We start from the raw sequence: 19501 nt of genomic DNA, 5'->3' as shown, positions 1-19501 counted from the left end.
CGTCCCCGGTCACCCGGCGGCGGTGCCCTCGCCGGGGTCGACCACGGTGTCCAGCCACTCCCGGACGGCCGCGGCGGTGGTGGCGCCGTGCTCCATCATCACCGTGAAGTGGTTGCCGGGGACATCCACCGTGCGGTGCGGCCGGTCCCAGGTGGCCCGCCAGTCGTCCTCCCTGGTCCACTCCCCGATCGGCTCCTGGACCCGGACCACCAGGGTGGGCGCGGCGACCTCCTCCGCCTGGAAGCCGAGGTACATCCGGCCGTACCAGGCCTGGGCGGTCAGCCGGGTGTCGGTCATCGGCACGGCCAGCTCCTCGCGCCCGAAGGTGCCCTCGGTCAGCTCGTCCAGCCACTCGTTGTGCATCGGACGGTCCATCGGGTACGTGTCCACCAGCACCACGCCGGCCACCGGCACGCCGATCGCCTCCAGGTGGTGGGTCAGCCGGTGGGCGAGCAGCCCGCCGCCGGAGTGCCCGAGGAGCACGAACGGCGCGTCCCCGGCGGCCTCGACCAGCGTCCTGGCCTGCCAGTCCAGCGAGGCCTCCGGTGTGGCGGGCAGTTCCTCCCCCTCCCGGTAGCCGGGCAGCGGCAGCGCGATCACGTCGTGGCTGCCGTTGAAGGAGGCGGCGAAGCGGGCGAACTCGTGGACGCCGCCGAGCGCCGACATTCCGGTGTGGCAGACCACCCTCGGCCGCTTCGGCCCGCGCGCCAGGAAGACCGGCGCGGGCGGGACGGTGACCTCCTCGGGGGTGCTGAACATCGGCCGGTAGGAGGCCGCGTCGGACAGGAACTCCATGAACTTGTGGAGCTTGTCCTGGCGCATCGACTCGCCGTACAGGGTGCGCAGCAGGCCGGTCCGCTCGCGGGGCTCGGCGGGGGCGTCGGCCCCGCCGAGGGCCTCCTCCACCCGCCGGGCGAGTTCCGCCGCCGTCCCGCTGTCGAACACCACGGTGCTCGCCAGCGGGGTGCCGACCGCCGCCTGGATCCGGTCCCGCAGCTCGATCGCGCTGAGCGAGTTGACGCCCAGTTCGAGGAACGGCTGCTCGGGGCCGACCGCCTCGGCGCCGTCGTGGCCCAGCACGGTGGCGGCGTGGGCGCGGACCAGGTCGAGCACGGCCCGCCGCCGCTCCTCGGCCGGCAGCCCGGCGAGCCGCTCGCGCAGCGCCGCCGTGTCCGCCCCGGCCTGCCGGTCCGGCGCGCCGGCGGTCCGCCGGGCGGCCGGGATCTCGTCCAGCAGCCGGCGCGGCCGGCTGAGCGTGTACGAGGCGGCGAAGCGCTCCCAGTCGACGTCCGCGACGGTGAGGCAGGGCTCCTGGGGCAGCCGGGTGAGCAGGTCGAGCGCGGCCTCCGGGTCCAGCGACCGCAGCCCGGTGCGGGCCAGCAGGGCGGTGGCGTCGGCGGTCAGCCCGCTTCCGTCCGCCCACGGCCCCCAGGCGATCGAGGTGGCCGGCAGGCCCGCGGCCCGCCGGGCCTCGGCCAGCGCGTCCAGGTAGGCGTTGGCCGCCGCCCTGGCGGGCTGGGCCGCGCCCCAGACCCCGGCCACCGAGGAGAACAGCACGAAGGCGTCCAGGTCCAGGCCCTCGGTCAGTTCGTGCAGGTGGCGGGCGCCGTCCACGGTGGGCCGCAGCACCCCGGCGATGCCGGCCGGGGTGAGCGCGTCCGCCGTGGTGTCGTCGCCGACCCCGGCCGCGTGCACGACCGCGCGCAGCGGGTGCCCGGCGGGGATCGCGGCGAGCAGTGCGGCGAGCGCCGCCCGGTCGGCGACGTCGCAGGCCGCGACGGTCGCCTCGGTGCCCAGTCCGGCGAGTTCGGCGAGCAGGTCGGCGACGCCGGGTGCCGCCGGGCCGCGCCGGCCGGTCAGCAGCAGGCGCGGCACGCCCTGTTCGGCCAGCCGGCGGGCGACCCGCCGGCCGAGCGCGCCGGTGCCGCCGGTGACCAGGACGGTGCCGGAGTCCGGCCAGCGCACGTGCTCGGCCGCCGCCCCGGCCGGGGCGGGGACGAGCCGGCGGGCGAAGACCCGCCCGTCGCGGATCGCGGCCTCCCGCTCGGTGCCGGCGAGCGCCTGGGCGAAGCGCTCCCAGGCGGCGGCGTCCCGCCGGGCCGGCAGGTCGACGATCCCGCCCCAGCAGTCGGGACCGGCCAGGTCCAGGCCCCGGCTGAGGCCCCAGACGGTGGCCTGGCCGGGGTCGGCCGGCGGGTCCGCGGGGCCGGTGGAGACCGCGCCGCAGGTGACGGCCCAGAGCGGGGCGCCCAGCCCGGTGTCGTCCAGGGCCTGGGCGAGCGTCGCCAGTCCGGCGACCCGGTCGCCGAGCACGGCGAGCACGCCCGCGACCCGGCCGGCGCCGTCCAGTGCGGCCGTGATCCGTCCGGCCAGGGCCGCCCGGCCGGTGCCCTCCGGCCCGTCGCCGCCGTCGGTGCTGTCGGTGCCGACGGACAGCCTGAGGGTCCCGGCCCCGGCGGCGACCAGGCAGCTCTGCGCCTCGGCCGCCAGCTCCGCGCCCTCCGGGGCGACGACCAGCCAGGTCCCGTCCAGCGCGGCGCGGCCGGCCGGCGCGGTGACCGGCCGCCAGAGCACCCGGTGGCGCCAGGCGTCGGTGCGCGCGTCCTGCCGCCGGCGGCGGCGCCACGAGGAGAGCGCGGTCAGCGCCGTCTCCACGGCCTCGGGGCGGGCGTCCAGGGTCTCGGCCAGCTCGCCGAGGTCCTCGCGCTCGACCGCCTCCCAGAACCGCTCCTCCAGCGGGTCGACGGACTGCCGCGGCGCCGCCACCGGCTCCGGCCAGTAGCGGTCCCGCTGGAAGGCGTACGTCGGCAGGCCGACCGGCCGGCCGGCCGGCAGCACCGCGGCCCAGTCCACCGGCACGCCGGCCGTCCACAGCCGTCCGACGGCGGCCCGCGCGTGGTCCCGGCCCTCGCGCAGCATCGGCACGCCGACCTGGCCGGGGACGATCGGGGCCACCAGCGCGGACAGCACGCCGTCGGGGCCCAGTTCGAGGAACCTGGTCAGGCCCTGGCGGTGCAGGGACTCGACGCCGTCGGCGAAGCGGACGGCCTCGCGGACCTGGCGCACCCAGTAGTCGGGGCCGGACAGCAGCCCGGGCCCGGCGGGTTCGCCGGTCAGTCCGGAGACCACCGGAATGCGCGGCTCGCCGAAGGCCAGGCCCTTCAGGACGCCGGCGAACTCGGCGAGCATCGGCTCCATCAGGGCGGAGTGGAAGGCGTGCGAGACGGTCAGCCGGTGCGTCCGCACCCCGTCCGCCGACCAGCGGGCGGCGAACTCCTCGACCGCCTCGGCCGGGCCGGAGACCACCACGGCGGCCGGGCCGTTGACGGCGGCCACGTCGAGCCGGTCGCCGATCGCCGCCCTGACCTCGGCCTCGGTGGCCTGGACGGCCAGCATCGCACCGCCGCCCGGCAGCGCCTCCATCAGCCGTCCGCGGGCCGCCACCAGGGCGCAGGCGTCGGGGAGGGAGAACACCCCGGCGACGTGGGCCGCGGCGATCTCGCCGATCGAGTGGCCGAGCAGCGCGTCCGGGACCACCCCCCAGGACTCCAGCAGCCGGAACAGCGCCACCTCGACGGCGAACAGCCCGGCCTGCGCCCACACCGTCCGGTCCAGGTCCGTGCCCTCGAACACCGCCTCCCTGACCGGCCGGTCCAGCAGCAGGTCGAACTCCGCGCAGACCGCGTCGAAGGCCTCCGCGAACACCGGGTACCGGGCGTGGAGTTCGCGCCCCATGCCGGCCCGCTGCGAGCCCTGGCCGGTGAACAGGAACACCACCCGCCCGTCGCCCGCGACGCCGGAGAAGGCCGCGCCCGGCGTGCCGTCGGCGACGGCGGCCAGCGCGCGGACCAGCTCCTCCCGGTCGGCGCCGACCACGACCGCCCGGTGCTCCAGCGCCGCGCGGGTGGTGGCCAGCGACCGGCCGACGTCGTGGAGGTCCGCGGCGCCGGCCAGGGCGAAGCGGCGCAGCCGGTCGGCCTGACCGCGCAGTCCCTCGGCCGTACGGGCCGACAGCAGCCACGGGACGGGGCCCGCCGCGGTGTCCCTGACGGGAGGCTCGGCCCGGGGTTCGGGTTCGGGCTGCTCGATGATGACGTGGGCGTTGGTGCCGCTGATGCCGAAGGAGGAGACGGCCGCGCGGCGCGGTCGGTCCGCCTCGGGCCACGGGCGGGCCTCGGTGAGCAGTTCCACCGCGCCGGCCGACCAGTCGACCTCCCGGGACGGCTCGTCCACGTGCAGGGTGGCCGGCAGCACGCCGTGGTGGATCGCCCGCACCATCTTGATCACCCCGGCGACGCCGGCGGCGGCCTGGGTGTGGCCGATGTTGGACTTGATCGAGCCGAGCCAGAGCGGCTCGCCGGCACGGTCCTGCCCGTAGGTGGCCAGCAGGGCCTGGGCCTCGATCGGGTCGCCCAGGGTGGTGCCGGTGCCGTGCGCCTCGACCACGTCCACGTCGGCGGTGCCCAGGGCGGCGTTGGCCAGGGCCTGGCGGATCACCCGCTGCTGGGCGGGGCCGTTCGGCGCGGTCAGGCCGTTGGACGCACCGTCCTGGTTGACGGCGCTCCCCCGGACCACCGCCAGCACCCGGTGCCCGTTGCGCCGGGCGGTGGAGAGGCGCTCCACCACCAGGACGCCGACGCCCTCGCCCCAGCCCGTACCGTCCGCGCCGGACGCGAAGGACTTGCAGCGGCCGTCGGAGGCCAGCCCGCCCTGGCGGTCGAACTCGCCGAAGGTCACCGGGGTCACCATCACCGTGACCCCGCCCACCAGCGCCAGCTCGCAGTCGCCCTCGCGCAGCGCCTGCGCGGCCCAGTGCAGGGCCACCAGGGAGGAGGAGCAGGCGGTGTCGACGGTGACCGCCGGGCCCTCCAGGCCGAAGGTGTACGCCACCCGGCCGGAGATCACGCTGTTCGCCGTCCCGGCCAGCAGGTGCCCCTGCGGGTCGTCCAGTCCCCCGGCGGCGCCGTAGCCCGAGGAGGAGGCGCCGACGAAGACGCCGACCTGTCCGCCGCGCACCGAGCGCGGATCGATCCCGGCGTCCTCGAAGGCCTCCCAGGAGGCCTCCAGCAGGATCCGCTGCTGCGGGTCCATCGCCAGCGCCTCACGCGGGCTGATGCCGAACAGGGCCGCGTCGAACTCCGTCACGCTCTCGACGAAGCCGCCGCGCGCCGCCTCGACCGCCAGGCCGTCGAGCGACCAGCCGCGGTCCGCCGGGAAGCCGGTGACGCCGTCGAGTCCCCCGGCCACCAGGTCCCACAGCTCGTCCGCCGAGCCCACCCCGCCCGGATAGCGGGCGCTCATGCCGACGATCACGACCGGGTCGCCGGCCATCGCCGCGGCCCCGGCGGGAGTGTCGGGAGCGGCCGTCGACGGGGCCTCGTGGCCCGGCAGTTCGCCGCCCAGCAGTTCGCCCGTCAGATAGCCGGCCAGCACGGTCGGCGTCGGGTAGTCGAAGGCGAGGGTGGCGGGCAGTGCCAGCCCGGTGTCCCTGGTCAGCAGGTTCCGCAGCGTCACCGCGGTCAGCGAGTCGAAGCCGAGGTCGCGAAACGCCTGCCCGGCGTCCACGGCCTCCGCCGAGGCGTGGCCCAGGGCCGTCGCCGCCCTGGCCCTGACCAGGTCCAGCAGCATCCGCTCCCGGCGCCCGCCCGGCGCGGCCGCCAGCTCCTGGCGGAACGCGGACGCCTGCTCGGCGGCCTCGGCCACCGGGGCGAGCGCCGCACCGGCCTCCGGCAGGTCCGCGAACAGGGTGCCGGCCCGCGCCGACAGGAAGACCGGCGCGAACTGCTCCCAGTCCACGTCGGCCACGGTCACGCAGGCCTCGTCGCCGTCCACGGCCCGGGCCAGGGCGAGCACCGCGAGCCGCGGGTCCATCGTGGCCAGGCCGCGGCGGCGCAGCACTTCCTCCGTCTCCCCCTGGGCGGCCATGCCGCCGCCGCCCCACGGGCCCCAGGCGACCGAGGTGCCGCGCAGACCGCGCGCCCGGCGGGCCTCCACCACCGCGTCCAGGTAGGCGTTGGCGGCCGCGTAGGAGCCCTGGCTGCCGCCGCCCCAGGTGGCCGCGATCGAGGAGAAGACCACGAACAGGTCGAGGTCGAGCCCCGCGGTCAGCTCGTCCAGCAGCGCCACGCCGCCGGCCTTGCCGGAGAACACCGCCTCGAAGCGCTCCGGTGTCTGGGCGGCCAGCACGTCGTCGTCCGCCACGCCGGCGGTGTGCACCACGCCGGTCGGCCGGTGCTCGGCGAGCAGCGCCGCCAGCCCCTCCCGGTCGGTCGCCCCGCAGGCGGCCACCACCACCTCACTGCCCAGCTCCGAAAGCTCCGCCACCAGCTCGGCGACGCCCGGCGCCTCCGCGCCCCGACGACTGGTCAGCACCAGCTTCGGCACCCCCCGACCGGCCAGCCAACGCGCCGTCTCGGCACCCAGCGCACCCGTCCCACCGGTCACCAGCACCGGCCCCGACGGCACCCACGGCGCGGCGGGCACGGGCTGCGGCGCCCGTACCAGGCGGCGGCCGAAGACGCCCGAGGAGCGGACGGCCACCTGGTCCTCGCCCGCGCCGCCCAGCACGGCGGCCAGACGTCGGCCCGCCCGCTCGTCCAGCACGGCGGGAAGGTCGATCAGACCGCCCCACAGCTCGGGGAGTTCCAGCGCCGCGACCCGACCCAGACCCCACACCTGCGCCTGGACCGGGCTCACCAGCCGGTCCGCCCGGCCGACCGAGACCGCGCCGGCCGTCACCGCCCAGAGCCTGGCCCGGACGCCCGCGTCGCCCAGGGCCTGCACCAGCAGCAGCGTCGCGGCGACGCCGGCCGGCACCACCGAGCCCTCGGCGTGCGGGCCCTCGGCGGCGGCGAGCAGCGAGAGCACGCCCGCCGGCTCGCCGTCGGAGGCCAGCACGCCGATCCGCCCGGCCAGTTCCTCCCGGCCGGCGCCGTCGACGGCCAGCGTGACGACCTCGGCCCCGGCGGCCACCAGCGCCGCCTCGATGCCGGGATCAGCGGCCCCGGTGGCGGTGACCACCAGCCACCGCCCCGGCAGGGTGTCGTCGGCGAGGCCGGCCAGCGGCTTCCAGGTCACCCGGTAGCGCCACCCGTCCACCACCGAGTCGGCCCGGCGCCGCTGCCGCCACGAGGACAGCACCGGCAGGACCGCGTCGAACGCCTCGGGCGTCCGGTCGAGGTCGAGCGTCTCGGCGAGCCCGGCCGGGTCCTCGCGCTCGACCGCCTCCCAGAACCGCGCCTCGACGGGGTCGACCGCGAAGGCGCCCAGGTCGATCGGCTCCGGCCAGTAGCGCACGCGCTGGAAGGCGTACGTCGGCAGCGCCACCCGGCGCCCGGCCGGCAGGACGGACGGCCAGTCGATCCCGGCGCCGGCCGTCCACAGCTCGGCGAGCGCGGTCAGCGCCGTTCCGGCCTCGTCCCGGTCGCGGCGCATCACCGGCGCGAACGCGGCGTCCGCGACGACCTGTCCGGCCAGGCCGGACAGCACGGCGTCGGGGCCCAGTTCGACGAAGCGGGTGACGCCCTGGCGGCGCAGTGCCTCGACGCCGTCGGCGAAGCGGACCGCCTCGCGGACCTGCCGCACCCAGTAGTCGGGCGTCGACATCAGCCCGGGCGCGGCGAGTTCGCCGGTCAGGCCGGAGACCATCGGGAACTGCGGCTCGTTGAAGGTCAACTCGGCCAGGACGGCGGCGAATTCGGCGAGCATCGGCTCCATCAGCGCCGAGTGGAAGGCGTGCGAGACGGCCAGCCGGTGGGTCTTGCGGCCCTCAGCCGACCAGCGCTCGGCGAACTCCTCGACCACCTCCGCCGGGCCCGAAACCACCACCGAGGAAGGCCCGTTGACGGCCGCGACGTCCAGCCGCGCGCCGATCTCCGCACGCACCTCGGCCTCGTCGGCCCGCACCGCGAGCATCGCGCCGCCACCCGGCAGCGCCTGCATCAGCCGGCCCCGCGCCGCCACCAGGACGCAGGCGTCCGGCAGCGGGAGCACCCCGGCGACGTGGGCCGCGGCGATCTCGCCGATCGAGTGCCCGAGCAGCACGTCCGGGGCCACGCCCCAGGACTCCACCAGCCGGTAGGCGGCCACCTCGACGGCGAACAGCCCGGCCTGCGCCCACACCGTACGGTCCAGGTCCGCGCCGCCGAACACCACGTCCTTGAGCGGACGGTCCAGCAGCAGGTCGAACTCCGCGCAGACCGTGTCCAGCGCCTGGGCGAACACCGGGAACCGCGCGTACAACCCGGAGCCCATCCCGGCCCGCTGGGCACCCTGACCGGTGAACAGGAAGGCCGTCCGGCCCTCGCTCGCCACCCCGGCGACCACGCCGCCCGAGGGGCGCCCGTCCGCCAGCGCGGCCAGGCCGTCCAGCATCGCCGCCCGGTCGCCGCCGAGCACCACCGCGCGGTGGGCGAGCCCGGCCCGTCCGGTGGCCAGCGACCACGCCACGTCCCGCGGGCGGGCGTCGGAGTCCAGCCACCCGGCCAGCCGCGCCGCCTGGGCCCTGAGCGCCCCGGCACTCTGCGCCGAAACCACCCACGGCGTCGGCCCGGCCGGTTCCCCGGCCGAAGGCGCCGGAGCCGGCTCCTCGGCCCGCGCCTGCTCCAGCACCACATGGGCGTTGGTGCCGCTGATGCCGAAGGCGGAGACGCCGATCCGCCGGGGCCGGTCGGCCTCCGGCCACGGCCTGGCCTCGGTCAGCAGCTCCACCGCACCCGCCGACCAGTCCACCTGCGGCGTCGGCTCGTCGACGTGCAGGGTGGCGGGCAGCACGCCGTGGCGCAGCGACTGCACCGCCTTGATCAGTCCGGCCACCCCGGCCGCGGCCTGGGCGTGCCCGATGTTGGACTTCACCGTCCCCAGCCAGAGCGGACGGTCCGCCGGCCGCTCCCGGCCGTAGGTGGCCAGCAGCGCCTGGGCCTCGATCGGGTCGCCGAGGCGGGTGCCGGTGCCGTGCGCCTCCACCGCGTCCACGTCCTCGGAGGAGAGCCGGGCGTTGGCCAGCGCCTGCCGGATCACCCGTTCCTGCGAAGGGCCGTTGGGCGCCGTCAGGCCGTTGGACGCGCCGTCCTGGTTGACCGCGCTGCCCCGTACCACCGCGAGCACCCGGTGCCCGTTGCGCTCCGCGTCGGAGAGCCGCTCCAGGACCAGCACGCCGACGCCCTCGCCCCAGCCGGTGCCGTCCGCGCCGGCCGCGAAGGCCTTGCAGCGGCCGTCGGAGGCCAGCCCGCCCTGCCGATTGAACTCGCCGAACGCGCCGGCGTTCACCATCACGGCCACGCCGCCGGCCAGCGCCATGCCGCACTCGCCGACCCGCAGCGCCTGGATCGCCAGGTGCAGCGCCACCAGCGAGGAGGAGCAGGCGGTGTCCACCGTGACGGCCGGGCCCTCCAGGCCGAAGACGTACGAGACGCGGCCGGAGATCACGCTGTTCGAGGTGCCGGACAGCACGTGTCCCTCGACGCCTTCGAGCAGCTGTCCGTGCCCGTACCCCGAGGAGGAGGCGCCGGCGAACACGCCCGTCCGGCTGCCCCGCATGGTGTGGGGGTCGATGCCGGCGGCTTCGAAGGCCTCCCAGGCGGCCTCCAGCAGCAGCCTCTGCTGCGGGTCCATCGCCAGCGCCTCGCGCGGCGAGATCCCGAACATGCCGGCGTCGAACTCGGTGGCGTCGTCCACGAAACCGCCGACGCTGGTGTCCACGCCCGGCATCCGCTCCGGCCAGCCGCGGTCGGCCGGGAAGGAGGCGAGCGCGTCCGTCCCGTCGGCGACCAGCCGCCAGAGGTCCTCGGGCGAGCGGACGCCGCCGGGGAAGCGGCAGCCCATGCCGACGATCGCGATCGGCTCGTCCAGGCCGACCGGCGCGGCCGCGGCGGGGTCGTCGGCCCCGGCGGCGATGTCGCCGAGGTCCAGCTCCCGCTCCAGGTAGGCCACCAGGGCGGTCGGCGTCGGGTGGTCGAAGACCATGGTCGCGGGCAGCCGCAGGCCGGTCTCCCGGTTGAGCCGGTTGCGCAGCTCGACGGCGGTGAGCGACTCGAAGCCCAGGTCCTTGAAGGTGCGCACGGCCTCGACGGCCCGCAGGTCCGGGTGCTTGAGCACGGCGGCGACCTCGGTGCGGACCAGGTCCAGCAGGATCTGCCGCCGCTGCTGCTCGGGCAGCGGGGCGAGCCGGCGGGCGAGGTCGGGGCGCTGCTCGTCCTCGGCCGGCGCCTCCGGCTGCCTGGCCTCGGCGAGGTCGGCGAGCAGCGGGCTGACCCGGGTGGCGGTGAAGGTGTCGACGAAGCGCGGCCAGTCGATGTCGGCGACGGTCAGGCAGTCCTCGCCCGCGTCGACGGCCTGGCCGAGCGCCTCGACGGCCAGTTCGGGGTCCATCGGCACCATGCCGCGCTCGCGCAGGTGGTCGGCGGCGGCCTCGTCGGCGGCCATGCCGACGCTGCCCCAGGCACCCCAGGAGACCGAGGTCCCCGGCAGGCCCTGCACCCGGCGGCGTACCACGAGCGCGTCGAGGTAGGCGTTGGCGGCGGCGTAGGCCGCCTGGCCGCCGCTGCCCCAGATCCCGGCGCCGGAGGCGAAGGTGACGAACATCCGCAGGTCGAGCCCTCGGGTCAGCTCGTCCAGGTGCAGCGCTCCGGCGACCTTGCCGCCGAGCACCTCGGCGAGTTCGGCCGGGCCGGTGCGGTCGAGCATCATGGCCTGGCCGACGCCGGCCGCGTGTACAACGCCGACCAGCGGGAACTCGGCGGGCGTCTGGGCCAGCACGCCCGCGAGGGCGTCCCGGTCGGTCACGTCGCAGGCCGCCACGGTGACCAGGGTGCCCAGCGCGGTCAGCTCGGCCACCAGCTCCTCAGTGCCCGGCGCGGCCGCACCCCGGCGGCCGACCAGGATCAGGTGGGGCACGCCCCGGCCGGCCAGCCAGCGGGCGACCACCGCGCCGAGCGCGCCGGTGCCGCCGGTGACCAGGACCGAACCCGGCAGCTCCAGGGGCGTCCCGGTCGGGCGCGGGGCGCGCGCGAGGCGGCGGGCGTACACCCCGGAGCCGCGCACGGCGAGCTGGTCCTCGGCCCCGGCGGCGCCGCCGAGCAGCGCCGCCAGCCGGGCGCCGGTGCGCGCGTCCACCGTGGCCGGCAGGTCGATCAGCCCGCCCCAGCGGCGCGGGTACTCCAGGGCGGCGACCCGGCCGAGGCCCCAGGTGAGGGCCTGCTCGGCGCTGCGCAGCGGGTCGGAGCGGCCGATCGAGACCGCGCCGGCGGTGAGCGTCCACAGCGGTGCGTCGAGGTCGGCGTCGCCGAGGGCCTGGATCAGGGTGACGGTCGAGACCGGCCCGGCCGGGGTTCCTCCGGTGTCCCCGGCGGTCGCCAGCAGCGAGACCACGCCGTCGACGGGGCCTTCGGCGGTCAGCCGCGCGGCCAGCCCGGCCCGTTCGGCGCCGTCGGCGACGGTCAGCGTGGCGAGGTCCGCCCCGGCGGAGCGCAGCGCCTCGGCCACCGCGCCGCCGTCGTCGCCCTCCGCGAGGACGAGCAGCCAGCGGCCGCCGAGCCTGGGGTGCGCGGGCAGGTCGGGGACGGGGGTCCAGGTGACCCGGTAGCGCCAGGAGTCGAGCGTCGCGCCGCGGCGGCGGCCGCGGTGCCAGCCGGCCAGCGCGGGCAGCACCTCGTCCAGGAGTCCGCGGGCCTCCTCCAGCCGCAGCGTGCCGGCCAGTTCGTCGGTGTCCTGGCGTTCGACCGCGTCCCAGAACCGGGTCTCGGCCGGGTCGGCGCCACCGCCCGTCGCGGCCTGCGGCGGCAGCGGGTCGGGCCAGTACCTGCGGCGCTGGAACGCGTACGTGGGCAGCGCGACGGGCCGGCCGCCGCCGAAGGCCCGGTGCCAGTCCACGGCGACGCCGGCGGTCCACAGTTCGGCGGCGCCGGCCAGCAGGCGGTCGGGGCCGCCGTCGTCGCGGCGCAGCGTCCCGGTCACGGTGGCCCTGGTGCCGGCGTCCTCGGCGGTGTCCTGGATGCCGATGGTCAGCACCGGGTGCGGGCTGCTCTCCACGAACACCGACCGGCCGTCGGCCAGCAGCGCCCTGGTCGCCTCCTCGAAGCGCACCGGGGAGCGCAGGTTCTCGTACCAGTACCCGGCGCCCATCCGCGCGGTGTCGATCGTGCCGCCGGTGACGGTGGAGTAGAACGCGACGGCCGCGGTGCGCGGCGCGACCGGCGCGAGGTCGGCGAGGATCCGCTCGCGCAGCTCCTCGACCTGCGGCGAGTGCGAGGCGTAGTCCACCGGGATCCGGCGGGCCCGCACGCCGCGCTCCTCGCAGAGCGCCAGCAGTTCCTCGACCGGCCCGGCCTCGCCGGAGACCACGGTCGAGGCGGGCCCGTTCCGCGCCGCCACGCCGAGCCGCCCGGCCCAGGGCGCGATCAGCTCGGCGACCTGCTCCCGGCCTGCCGGGACGGAGACCATGCCGCCTCGGCCCGCGAGGACGGCCAGGGCGCGGCTGCGCAGCGCCACGACCCGGGCGCCGTCCTCCAGGGAGAGCGCGCCCGCGACGACGGCCGCCGCGATCTCGCCCTGGGAGTGGCCGACGACCGCCGCCGGGCGCACCCCGAGGGAGCGCCAGGCCTCGGCCAGCGACACCATGACGGACCACAGCACCGGCTGGACGACGTCCACCCGGGCGAGCGCCTCCGCGTCGGCGAGCACCTCGGTGAGCGACCAGTCCGTGAACGGGGCCAGCGCAGCCTCGCACTCCTCCAGCCGGCGGCGGAACGCCGGTGAGGCGTCCCGCAGTTCGCGGGCCATCCCGGCCCACTGGCTGCCCTGCCCGGGGAAGACGAAGACCACCCCGGCGGCCCCGGCGGCGTCGCCGCGCACCAGGCCGGCCGCCGACTCGCCGCCGGCCAGCGCGTCCAGCCCGGCCAGCAGTTCGGCGTGCCCGGCGCCCAGCACCACGGCCCTGGCGGGCAGCGCGGCCCGGTCCGGCAGGGAGCGGGCGATGTCGGCCGCGTCCGGGGAGCCGTCCGCGGCGGCGAAGTCCCGCAGCCGGACGGCCTGTCCGCGCAGCCCGTCCGCGGTCTTGGCGGCCAGCAGCCACGGCAGCGGGCCGGCGAGCAGTGCCGCCGGCCCGGCGTCCCCGGCGCCCCCCTCGGCGCTCTCCTCGGCCTCGGCGGCGGGCTCGAACTCGGGCGCCTGCTCCAGGATGACGTGCGCGTTGGTGCCGCTCATGCCGAACGAGGAGACGCCGGCCCGGCGGGGCCGGTCCGCCTCGGGCCACGGCCGGCCCTCGCCCAGCAGCCGGACGGCCCCGGGCGACCAGTCCACCTTGCTCGACGGGCGGTCGGCGAACAGCGAGGACGGCAGGACGCCCTCGCGCATCGCCATGACCATCTTGATCACGCCGGCCACCCCGGCGGCCGACTGGGTGTGGCCGATGTTCGACTTGACCGAGCCGAGCCAGAGCGGGCGCTCCGGGGAGCGGCCGCGCCCGTAGGTGGCCAGCAGGGCGCCGGCCTCGATCGGGTCGCCGAGGCGGGTGCCGGTGCCGTGGCCCTCCACGGCGTCCACGTCCTCGACGGTGAGCTGGGCGTTGGCCAGCGCCCGCCGGATCACCCGCTCCTGGGACGGGCCGTTCGGCGCGGTCAGGCCGTTGGAGGCGCCGTCCTGGTTCATCGCGCTGCCGCGCACCACGGCGAGGACCCGGTGGCCGCGCCGGCGGGCGTCGCTCAGCCGCTCGACCAGCAGCAGGCCGATGCCCTCGGACCAGCCGGCCCCGTCGGCCTCCTCCGAGAAGGCCTTGCAGCGGCCGTCCGAGGCCAGTCCGCCCTGCCGGCCGAACTCGACGATCTGCATCGGGGTCGTCATCACCGTGACGCCGCCGGCCAGCGCCAGGTCGCAGGTGCCCTCGCGCAGCGCCTGGACCGCGAGGTGCAGGGCGACCAGCGAGGAGGAACAGGCGGTGTCCACCGTGACGGCGGGACCCTCCAGGCCGAAGGTGTACGACACCCGGCCGGAGGCGATGCTGGAGGCGGTGCCGGTCATCAGGTGGCCGAGGACGTCCGGCGGCAGGTCCATCCCCGGGCCGTAGCTGACCGAGGTGACGCCGACGAACACGCCGGTGTGCGATCCGCGCAGCGACAGCGGGTCGATCCCGGCGTCCTCGAAGGCCTTCCAGGAGGTCTCCAGGAGCAGCCGCTGCTGGGGCTCCATCGCCAGTGCCTCGCGCGGCGAGATGCCGAACAGGTCGGCGTCGAACTCCCCGGCGTCCTCGATGAACCCGCCCGCCCAGGACGGGTCCTGGGCCACCGACAGGTCCCAGCCGCGGTTCGCGGGCAGCGGGCCGATGGCGTCCTGGCCGGTGTCGACCAGCCGCCACAGGTCGGCGGCCGAGCGCACGTCACCCGGGTACCGGCAGCTCATCCCGACGATCGCGATCGGCTCGTTCGCCGCGGACTCCATGTCCTTGATCCGCCGACGGGTCTGGTGCAGTTCGGCAACCACCCGGGTCAGGTAGTCGCGAAGCCGCTGCGCATCATCTGCCATGGAAAAAGCCACCCTCCAAGATTGTCCCCGGCCACCACGCACCCCGGCTCACGAGAGGCCGAGATCCCGGTCGATCACATCGAAAAGCTCTTCGTTGCTGGCCCTGCTGAGCTGGTCCCGCAGCTCGTCGAAGTCGGCGTCCCCGCCGCCCCCGCCGCGGTGCCTGGTGAGCAGGGCCTCCAGCCGCAGCACCACCCGGACCCGGTCGATGTCGTCCTCCGGCCTGGCCAGCAACGCCGCTTCGAGCAGGTCGAGTTCCGCGCCGGAGGGCAGCGCCGCCGACCCGTCGGCGGGCAGCGCCAGCTCCAGCAGGTGGGCGGCGAGCACCGCGGGCGTCGGGTGGTCGAACACCACCGTGGCGGGCAGCGACAGGCCGGTGGCCAGGCCGAGGCGGTTGCGCAGTTCCACGGCGGCGAGCGAGTCGAAGCCGAAGTCCCGGAACGGCCGGTCGAGGTCGATCGCGGCCGCGCCGTCGTGTCCCAGGACGGCCGCGGCGTGCCCGCGCACCAGGTCGACGAGGACGAGGTCCCGGTCGTCGGCGGGCAGGCCGGTCAGCCGCTCACGCAGGGCGGTGAGCCTGCCCTGGTCCTCGTCGGCGGCGGCGGGCGCCTCGGCGAGGAGAGCGCGCACCTCGGGGAGTTCGTCGAAGAACCGGTTCGGCCGCAGGGCGGTGAAGGAGGAGACGAACCGCTCCCACGCGATGTCGGCGACGGTCACCGAGCCGCCGTCCTGGTCCATCGCCTGCTGGAAGGCGCGCATCGCCCGCTCGGGCTCCAGCAGCGAGATGCCGCGCCGGCGCATCGGCTCCTTGATCGCCTGGTCGACCATGCCGCCGCCGTCCCACGGGCCCCAGGCGATCGCGATCGCGCGCACGCCCTCGGCGTCGCGCCGCTGTGCCAGGGCGTCGAGGTAGGCGTTGGCGGCGGCGTAGCAGGCCTGCTCGCCGACGCCCCAGACGCCCGCGATGGAGGAGAAGTGGACGATCGCGTCCAGCCGGCGGGTGTCGAGCAGTTCGTCCAGGTGCCGGGCGCCCGCGACCTTTCCGGCCGCGGTGCGGTCGAGTTCGGCGAAGCCCGTCTCGCCCAGCGGCGCCGAGTGGCTGATCCCCGAGGCGTGCACGACCGCGCGCAACACCGGTTCGGCGGCTTCGAGTTCGCCGACCAGCCGGGCGACGTCCGCGCGGTCCGCCAGGTCGCAGGCGGCCACCGTGACGCGGGCGCCGAGCGCCGTCAGCTCGGCCTCCAGCTCCGCCAGGCCGGGCGCGCCGCGGCCTCCGCGGCTGACCAGCACCAGGTGCTCGGCGCCGCCGCGGGCGAGGTGCCTGGCGACCTGACCGCCGAGCGCGCCGGTGCCGCCGGTCACCAGGACGGTGCCGCGCGGCTGCCAGGCGGGGGCCTCGGGGTCCCCGGGGCCGACCGGCCGCAGCCGGCGCGCGTAGCCGCCCTCGGGGCGGACGGCGAGCTGGTCCTCGCCGTCGGCGCCGGACAGCAGGCCGACCAGGGTGTCGGCCGCCTCCTCGTCGACGTCGCTCCCGGCCGGCAGGTCGACCAGGCCGCCCCACAGCTGCGGGTGCTCCAGGGCGACGACCCGGCCCAGGCCCCAGACCGGCGCCTGGCCCGGAGCGGCCAGCACCTCCTGGTCGGCCGGCGCCACCGCGCCGCGCGTCACGCACCACAGCGGACCGCCGAGCGCGGCGTCCAGCATGGCCTGGACGAGCAGCAGCGTGGTGGCCGTCCCGCCGGGCAGCGCGGGGACGTCCGGGTGCGGCCGCTCCTCCAGCGCCAGCAGGGAGAGCACTCCGGCCGGCTGCCGCCCGTCGCCAGCGGCCTGCCGCAGCCGTTCGGCCAGCTCGGCACGGTCCGCGGCGTCCGCGGCGACCGGCACCGTCACCACGGTGGCGCCGTGCCGGGTCAGCGCCTCGCGGCAGGCGCGCACCGGGCCGTCGTCGGCGAGCGACGCGGGGACGGCCAGCAGCCAGTCACCGGTGACGGCCGGGACGGGCGTGCCCGCCAGCGGCTCCCAGCCCACCCGGTAGCGCAGCCGCGCGGCCTCGGCGTCCTCCCGGCCCCGCCGGTGCCAGGTGGAGAGCAGCGGCAGCGCGGTGCGCAGCGAGGCCCGCACCTCGGGGTCGGTCACGTCGAGCCGGTCGGCGAGCGCGTCGGAGTCGGTCGCGGCGAGCGCCTCCCAGAAGCCCGGGTCGGCCAGGCCGGCGGCCGGGGCGGCCATCGGGAACAGCCAGTACGGCTCGTGCTGGAACGGGTAGACCGGCAGGTCCACGGGCCGGCCGTGGCCGTCGAAGAGCACCTGCCAGTCGACGGCGGTGCCCCTGGTCCACAGCTCGGCCAGGGCGGTGACGAACACTCCGGTCTCGTGCCAGCTGCTGCGCAGCGCGGTCGCGGTGAGCGCCGAGTCGGGCAGGCCCTCGCGGGCCATCGCGGTGAGCACCCCGTCGGGGCCGAGCTCCACGAACCGGCTCACCCCGTGGTCCCTGAGGTGCTCGACGCCCTCGGCGAAGCGGACCGTCTCGCGGACCTGGCGCACCCAGTAGTCGGGGGTGCAGATCAGCTCGTCCTCCACCGCTCCGGTCAGGGTGGAGACGACCGGGATCCGGGGCGCGTCGAAGGTGAGCGTCTCCAGCACCGCGCGGAACTCGGCCAGCATCGGCTCCATCAGCGCGGAGTGGAAGGCGTGCGAGACGGTCAGCCGGCTGATCTTGCGGCCCTCGGCCGTCCAGCGGGCCGCCAGTTCGTCGATGGTGTCCGCGGCGCCCGAGACCACCGCGGAGCCGAGGCTGTTGAGCGCGGCCACGTCCGCGCGCCCGGCGACCGCCTCGACCGCCTCGATCACCTCGGCCTCGGAGGCCTGCACGGCGAGCATCGCGCCGCCGGCGGGCAGCGCCTGCATCAGCTGACCGCGCGCCGCCACCAGGGCGCAGGCGTCGCCGAGCGACAGCACGCCCGACACGTGGGCGGCGGCCACCTCGCCGATCGAGTGGCCGAGCAGGTAGTCGGGCAGCACCCCGAAGGACTCGAACAGCCGGAACAGCGCCACCTCCAGGGCGAACAGTCCGGCCTGTGCCCACACCGTCTGGTCGAGGTCCTGGCCGCCCTCGAACACCACGTCCTTGACGGAGTGGGTCAGGTGCGGGTCCAGCTCGGCGCAGACGGTGTCGAAGGCCCGCGCGAACACCGGGAAGGCCTCGTACAGCCCGGCGCCCATCCCGGCCCGCTGCGCGCCCTGGCCGGTGAACAGGAAGGCGCTGCGGCCCTCCCCGGCCAGTCCGGTGACCACGGCCTTGTCGGGCAGGTCGCCCGCGAGGGCGGCGAGCCCGTCGGCGAGCCGGTCCCGGTCGGCGCCGAGCACCACCGCCCGCCGTTCCAGGGGCGCGCGGGAGAGCAGCGACAGGCCGACGTCCACCGCACCGGGCTCCGTGTCGGCGACGAACTCCCGCAGCCGGCCGGCCTGGGCGCGCAGCGCCCCGGTGGTCCTGGCCGCCAGCAGCCAGGGCACGATGCCGGGTTCGGGGGTCTCCGGTTCGTCCGCGGCCTCCGGGGCCGGCGCGGCCGGGGCCTGTTCGAGGATGACGTGGGCGTTGGTGCCGCTGATCCCGAAGGAGGACACGCCGGCCCTGCGGGGCCGGTCCAGCTCGGGCCACTCCTCGGGCTCGGCCAGCAGCCGGACGGCGCCCGCGGTCCAGTCGACCTGCGGGGTCGGCTCCTCGGAGTGCAGGCTGCGCGGCATGGTGCCGTGCCGCATCGCCTGCACCGCCTTGATCACCCCGGCGACGCCGGCCGCGGCCTGGGTGTGGCCGATGTTCGACTTGACCGAGCCCAGCCGCAGCGGCCGGTCCCCCGGCCGGTCCTGACCGTACGTCGCGAGCAGGGCCTGGATCTCGATCGGGTCGCCCAGCCTGGTCCCGGTGCCGTGCCCCTCCACGAGGTCCACGTCCAGGGTGGTGAGCCGGGCGGCGGCCAGGGCGTCCTGGATCACCCGCTCCTGGGAGGGGCCGTTCGGGGCGGTCAGGCCGCTGGAGGCGCCGTCCTGGTTGACGGCGCTGCCGCGCACCACCGCCAGCACCGGGTGCCCGAGCCGCTGCGCGTCGGAGAGCCGCTCCAGCAGCAGCATGCCGACGCCCTCGGACCAGCCGGTGCCGTCCGCGCCGGCCCCGAAGGACTTGCAGCGGCCGTCCGAGGCCAGGCCGCCCTGCTGGGCGAAGCCCACGAAGGTGTCCGGCGAGACCATCACGGTCGCGCCGCCCGCGAAGGCCAGCGTCGACTCGCCGGAGCGCAGCGACTGGCAGGCCAGGTGCATGGCCACCAGCGAGGAGGAGCAGGCGGTGTCCAGGGTGACCGCGGGGCCCTCCAGCCCGAGGGTGTACGAGATCCGGCCGGAGGCGACGCTGCCCAGGTTGCCGACGCCGAGGTAGGCGTCCACGCCCTCGGGCAGGTCGATGACGCGCGCGGCGTACTCCCGGTACATCAGCCCGGCGAAGACCCCGGTCCTGCTGCCGCGCAGCCCGTGGGGGTCGACGCCGGCGCGTTCGCACGCCTCCCAGCAGGCCTCCAGCAGCAGCCGGTGCTGCGGGTCCATCGCGGTCGCCTCGCGCGGCGAGATGCCGAACAGGGTGGGGTCGAAGCCGTCCGCGTCGTAGAGGAACCCGCCGCTGCGGGCGAACTCGGCGGCCTCGTCGATGACCCAGCCGCGGTCCTCGGGGAACGCGGAGACCGCGTCGACTCCCTCGGACACCAGCCGCCACAGCGCGTCCGGGCCGTCCACGCCACCGGGCAGCCGACAGGCCATGCCGATGATCGCGATCGGCTGCCGGTCCGCCGACTCGGCGGTGTGCAGGCGCTGCCGGGTCTGGTGCAGCTCGGCGGTGACGCGCTTGAGGTAGTCGCGGAGCTTCTGCTCGTCCGCCATGTCAGGCCTCACAGGGGGTCGGGTGGGGGTTCGGCGGCGTCGGGTGGGCGTTCGGCGGCGTCGGGTG

Annotated in this window: 2 protein-coding genes; both read right to left on the bottom strand. The window is 76.9% G+C overall.

Features of this window, described 5'->3' with window-relative positions:
- Positions 1–9: 9 nt before the first annotated feature.
- The gene (locus ACZ7C5_RS27865) at positions 10–14514 is read right to left on the bottom strand and encodes a type I polyketide synthase (protein WP_470323670.1); all 14505 of its coding nucleotides are present in this window, start codon (positions 14512–14514) and stop codon (positions 10–12) included.
- A 48-nt stretch (positions 14515–14562) separates the two neighbouring features.
- Positions 14563–19446 carry a type I polyketide synthase gene (locus ACZ7C5_RS27860; protein ID WP_470323669.1) on the bottom strand — a complete coding sequence of 1628 codons (4884 nt, stop codon included), beginning with the start codon at positions 19444–19446 and terminating at the stop codon, positions 14563–14565.
- Between the last annotated feature and the right edge of the window lie 55 nt (positions 19447–19501).

This window comes from Kitasatospora sp. NPDC036993, assembly GCF_055607525.1.
The sequence above is the reverse complement of the archived record's forward strand: the minus strand, read 5'-3'. Positions and strand labels throughout refer to the sequence as shown.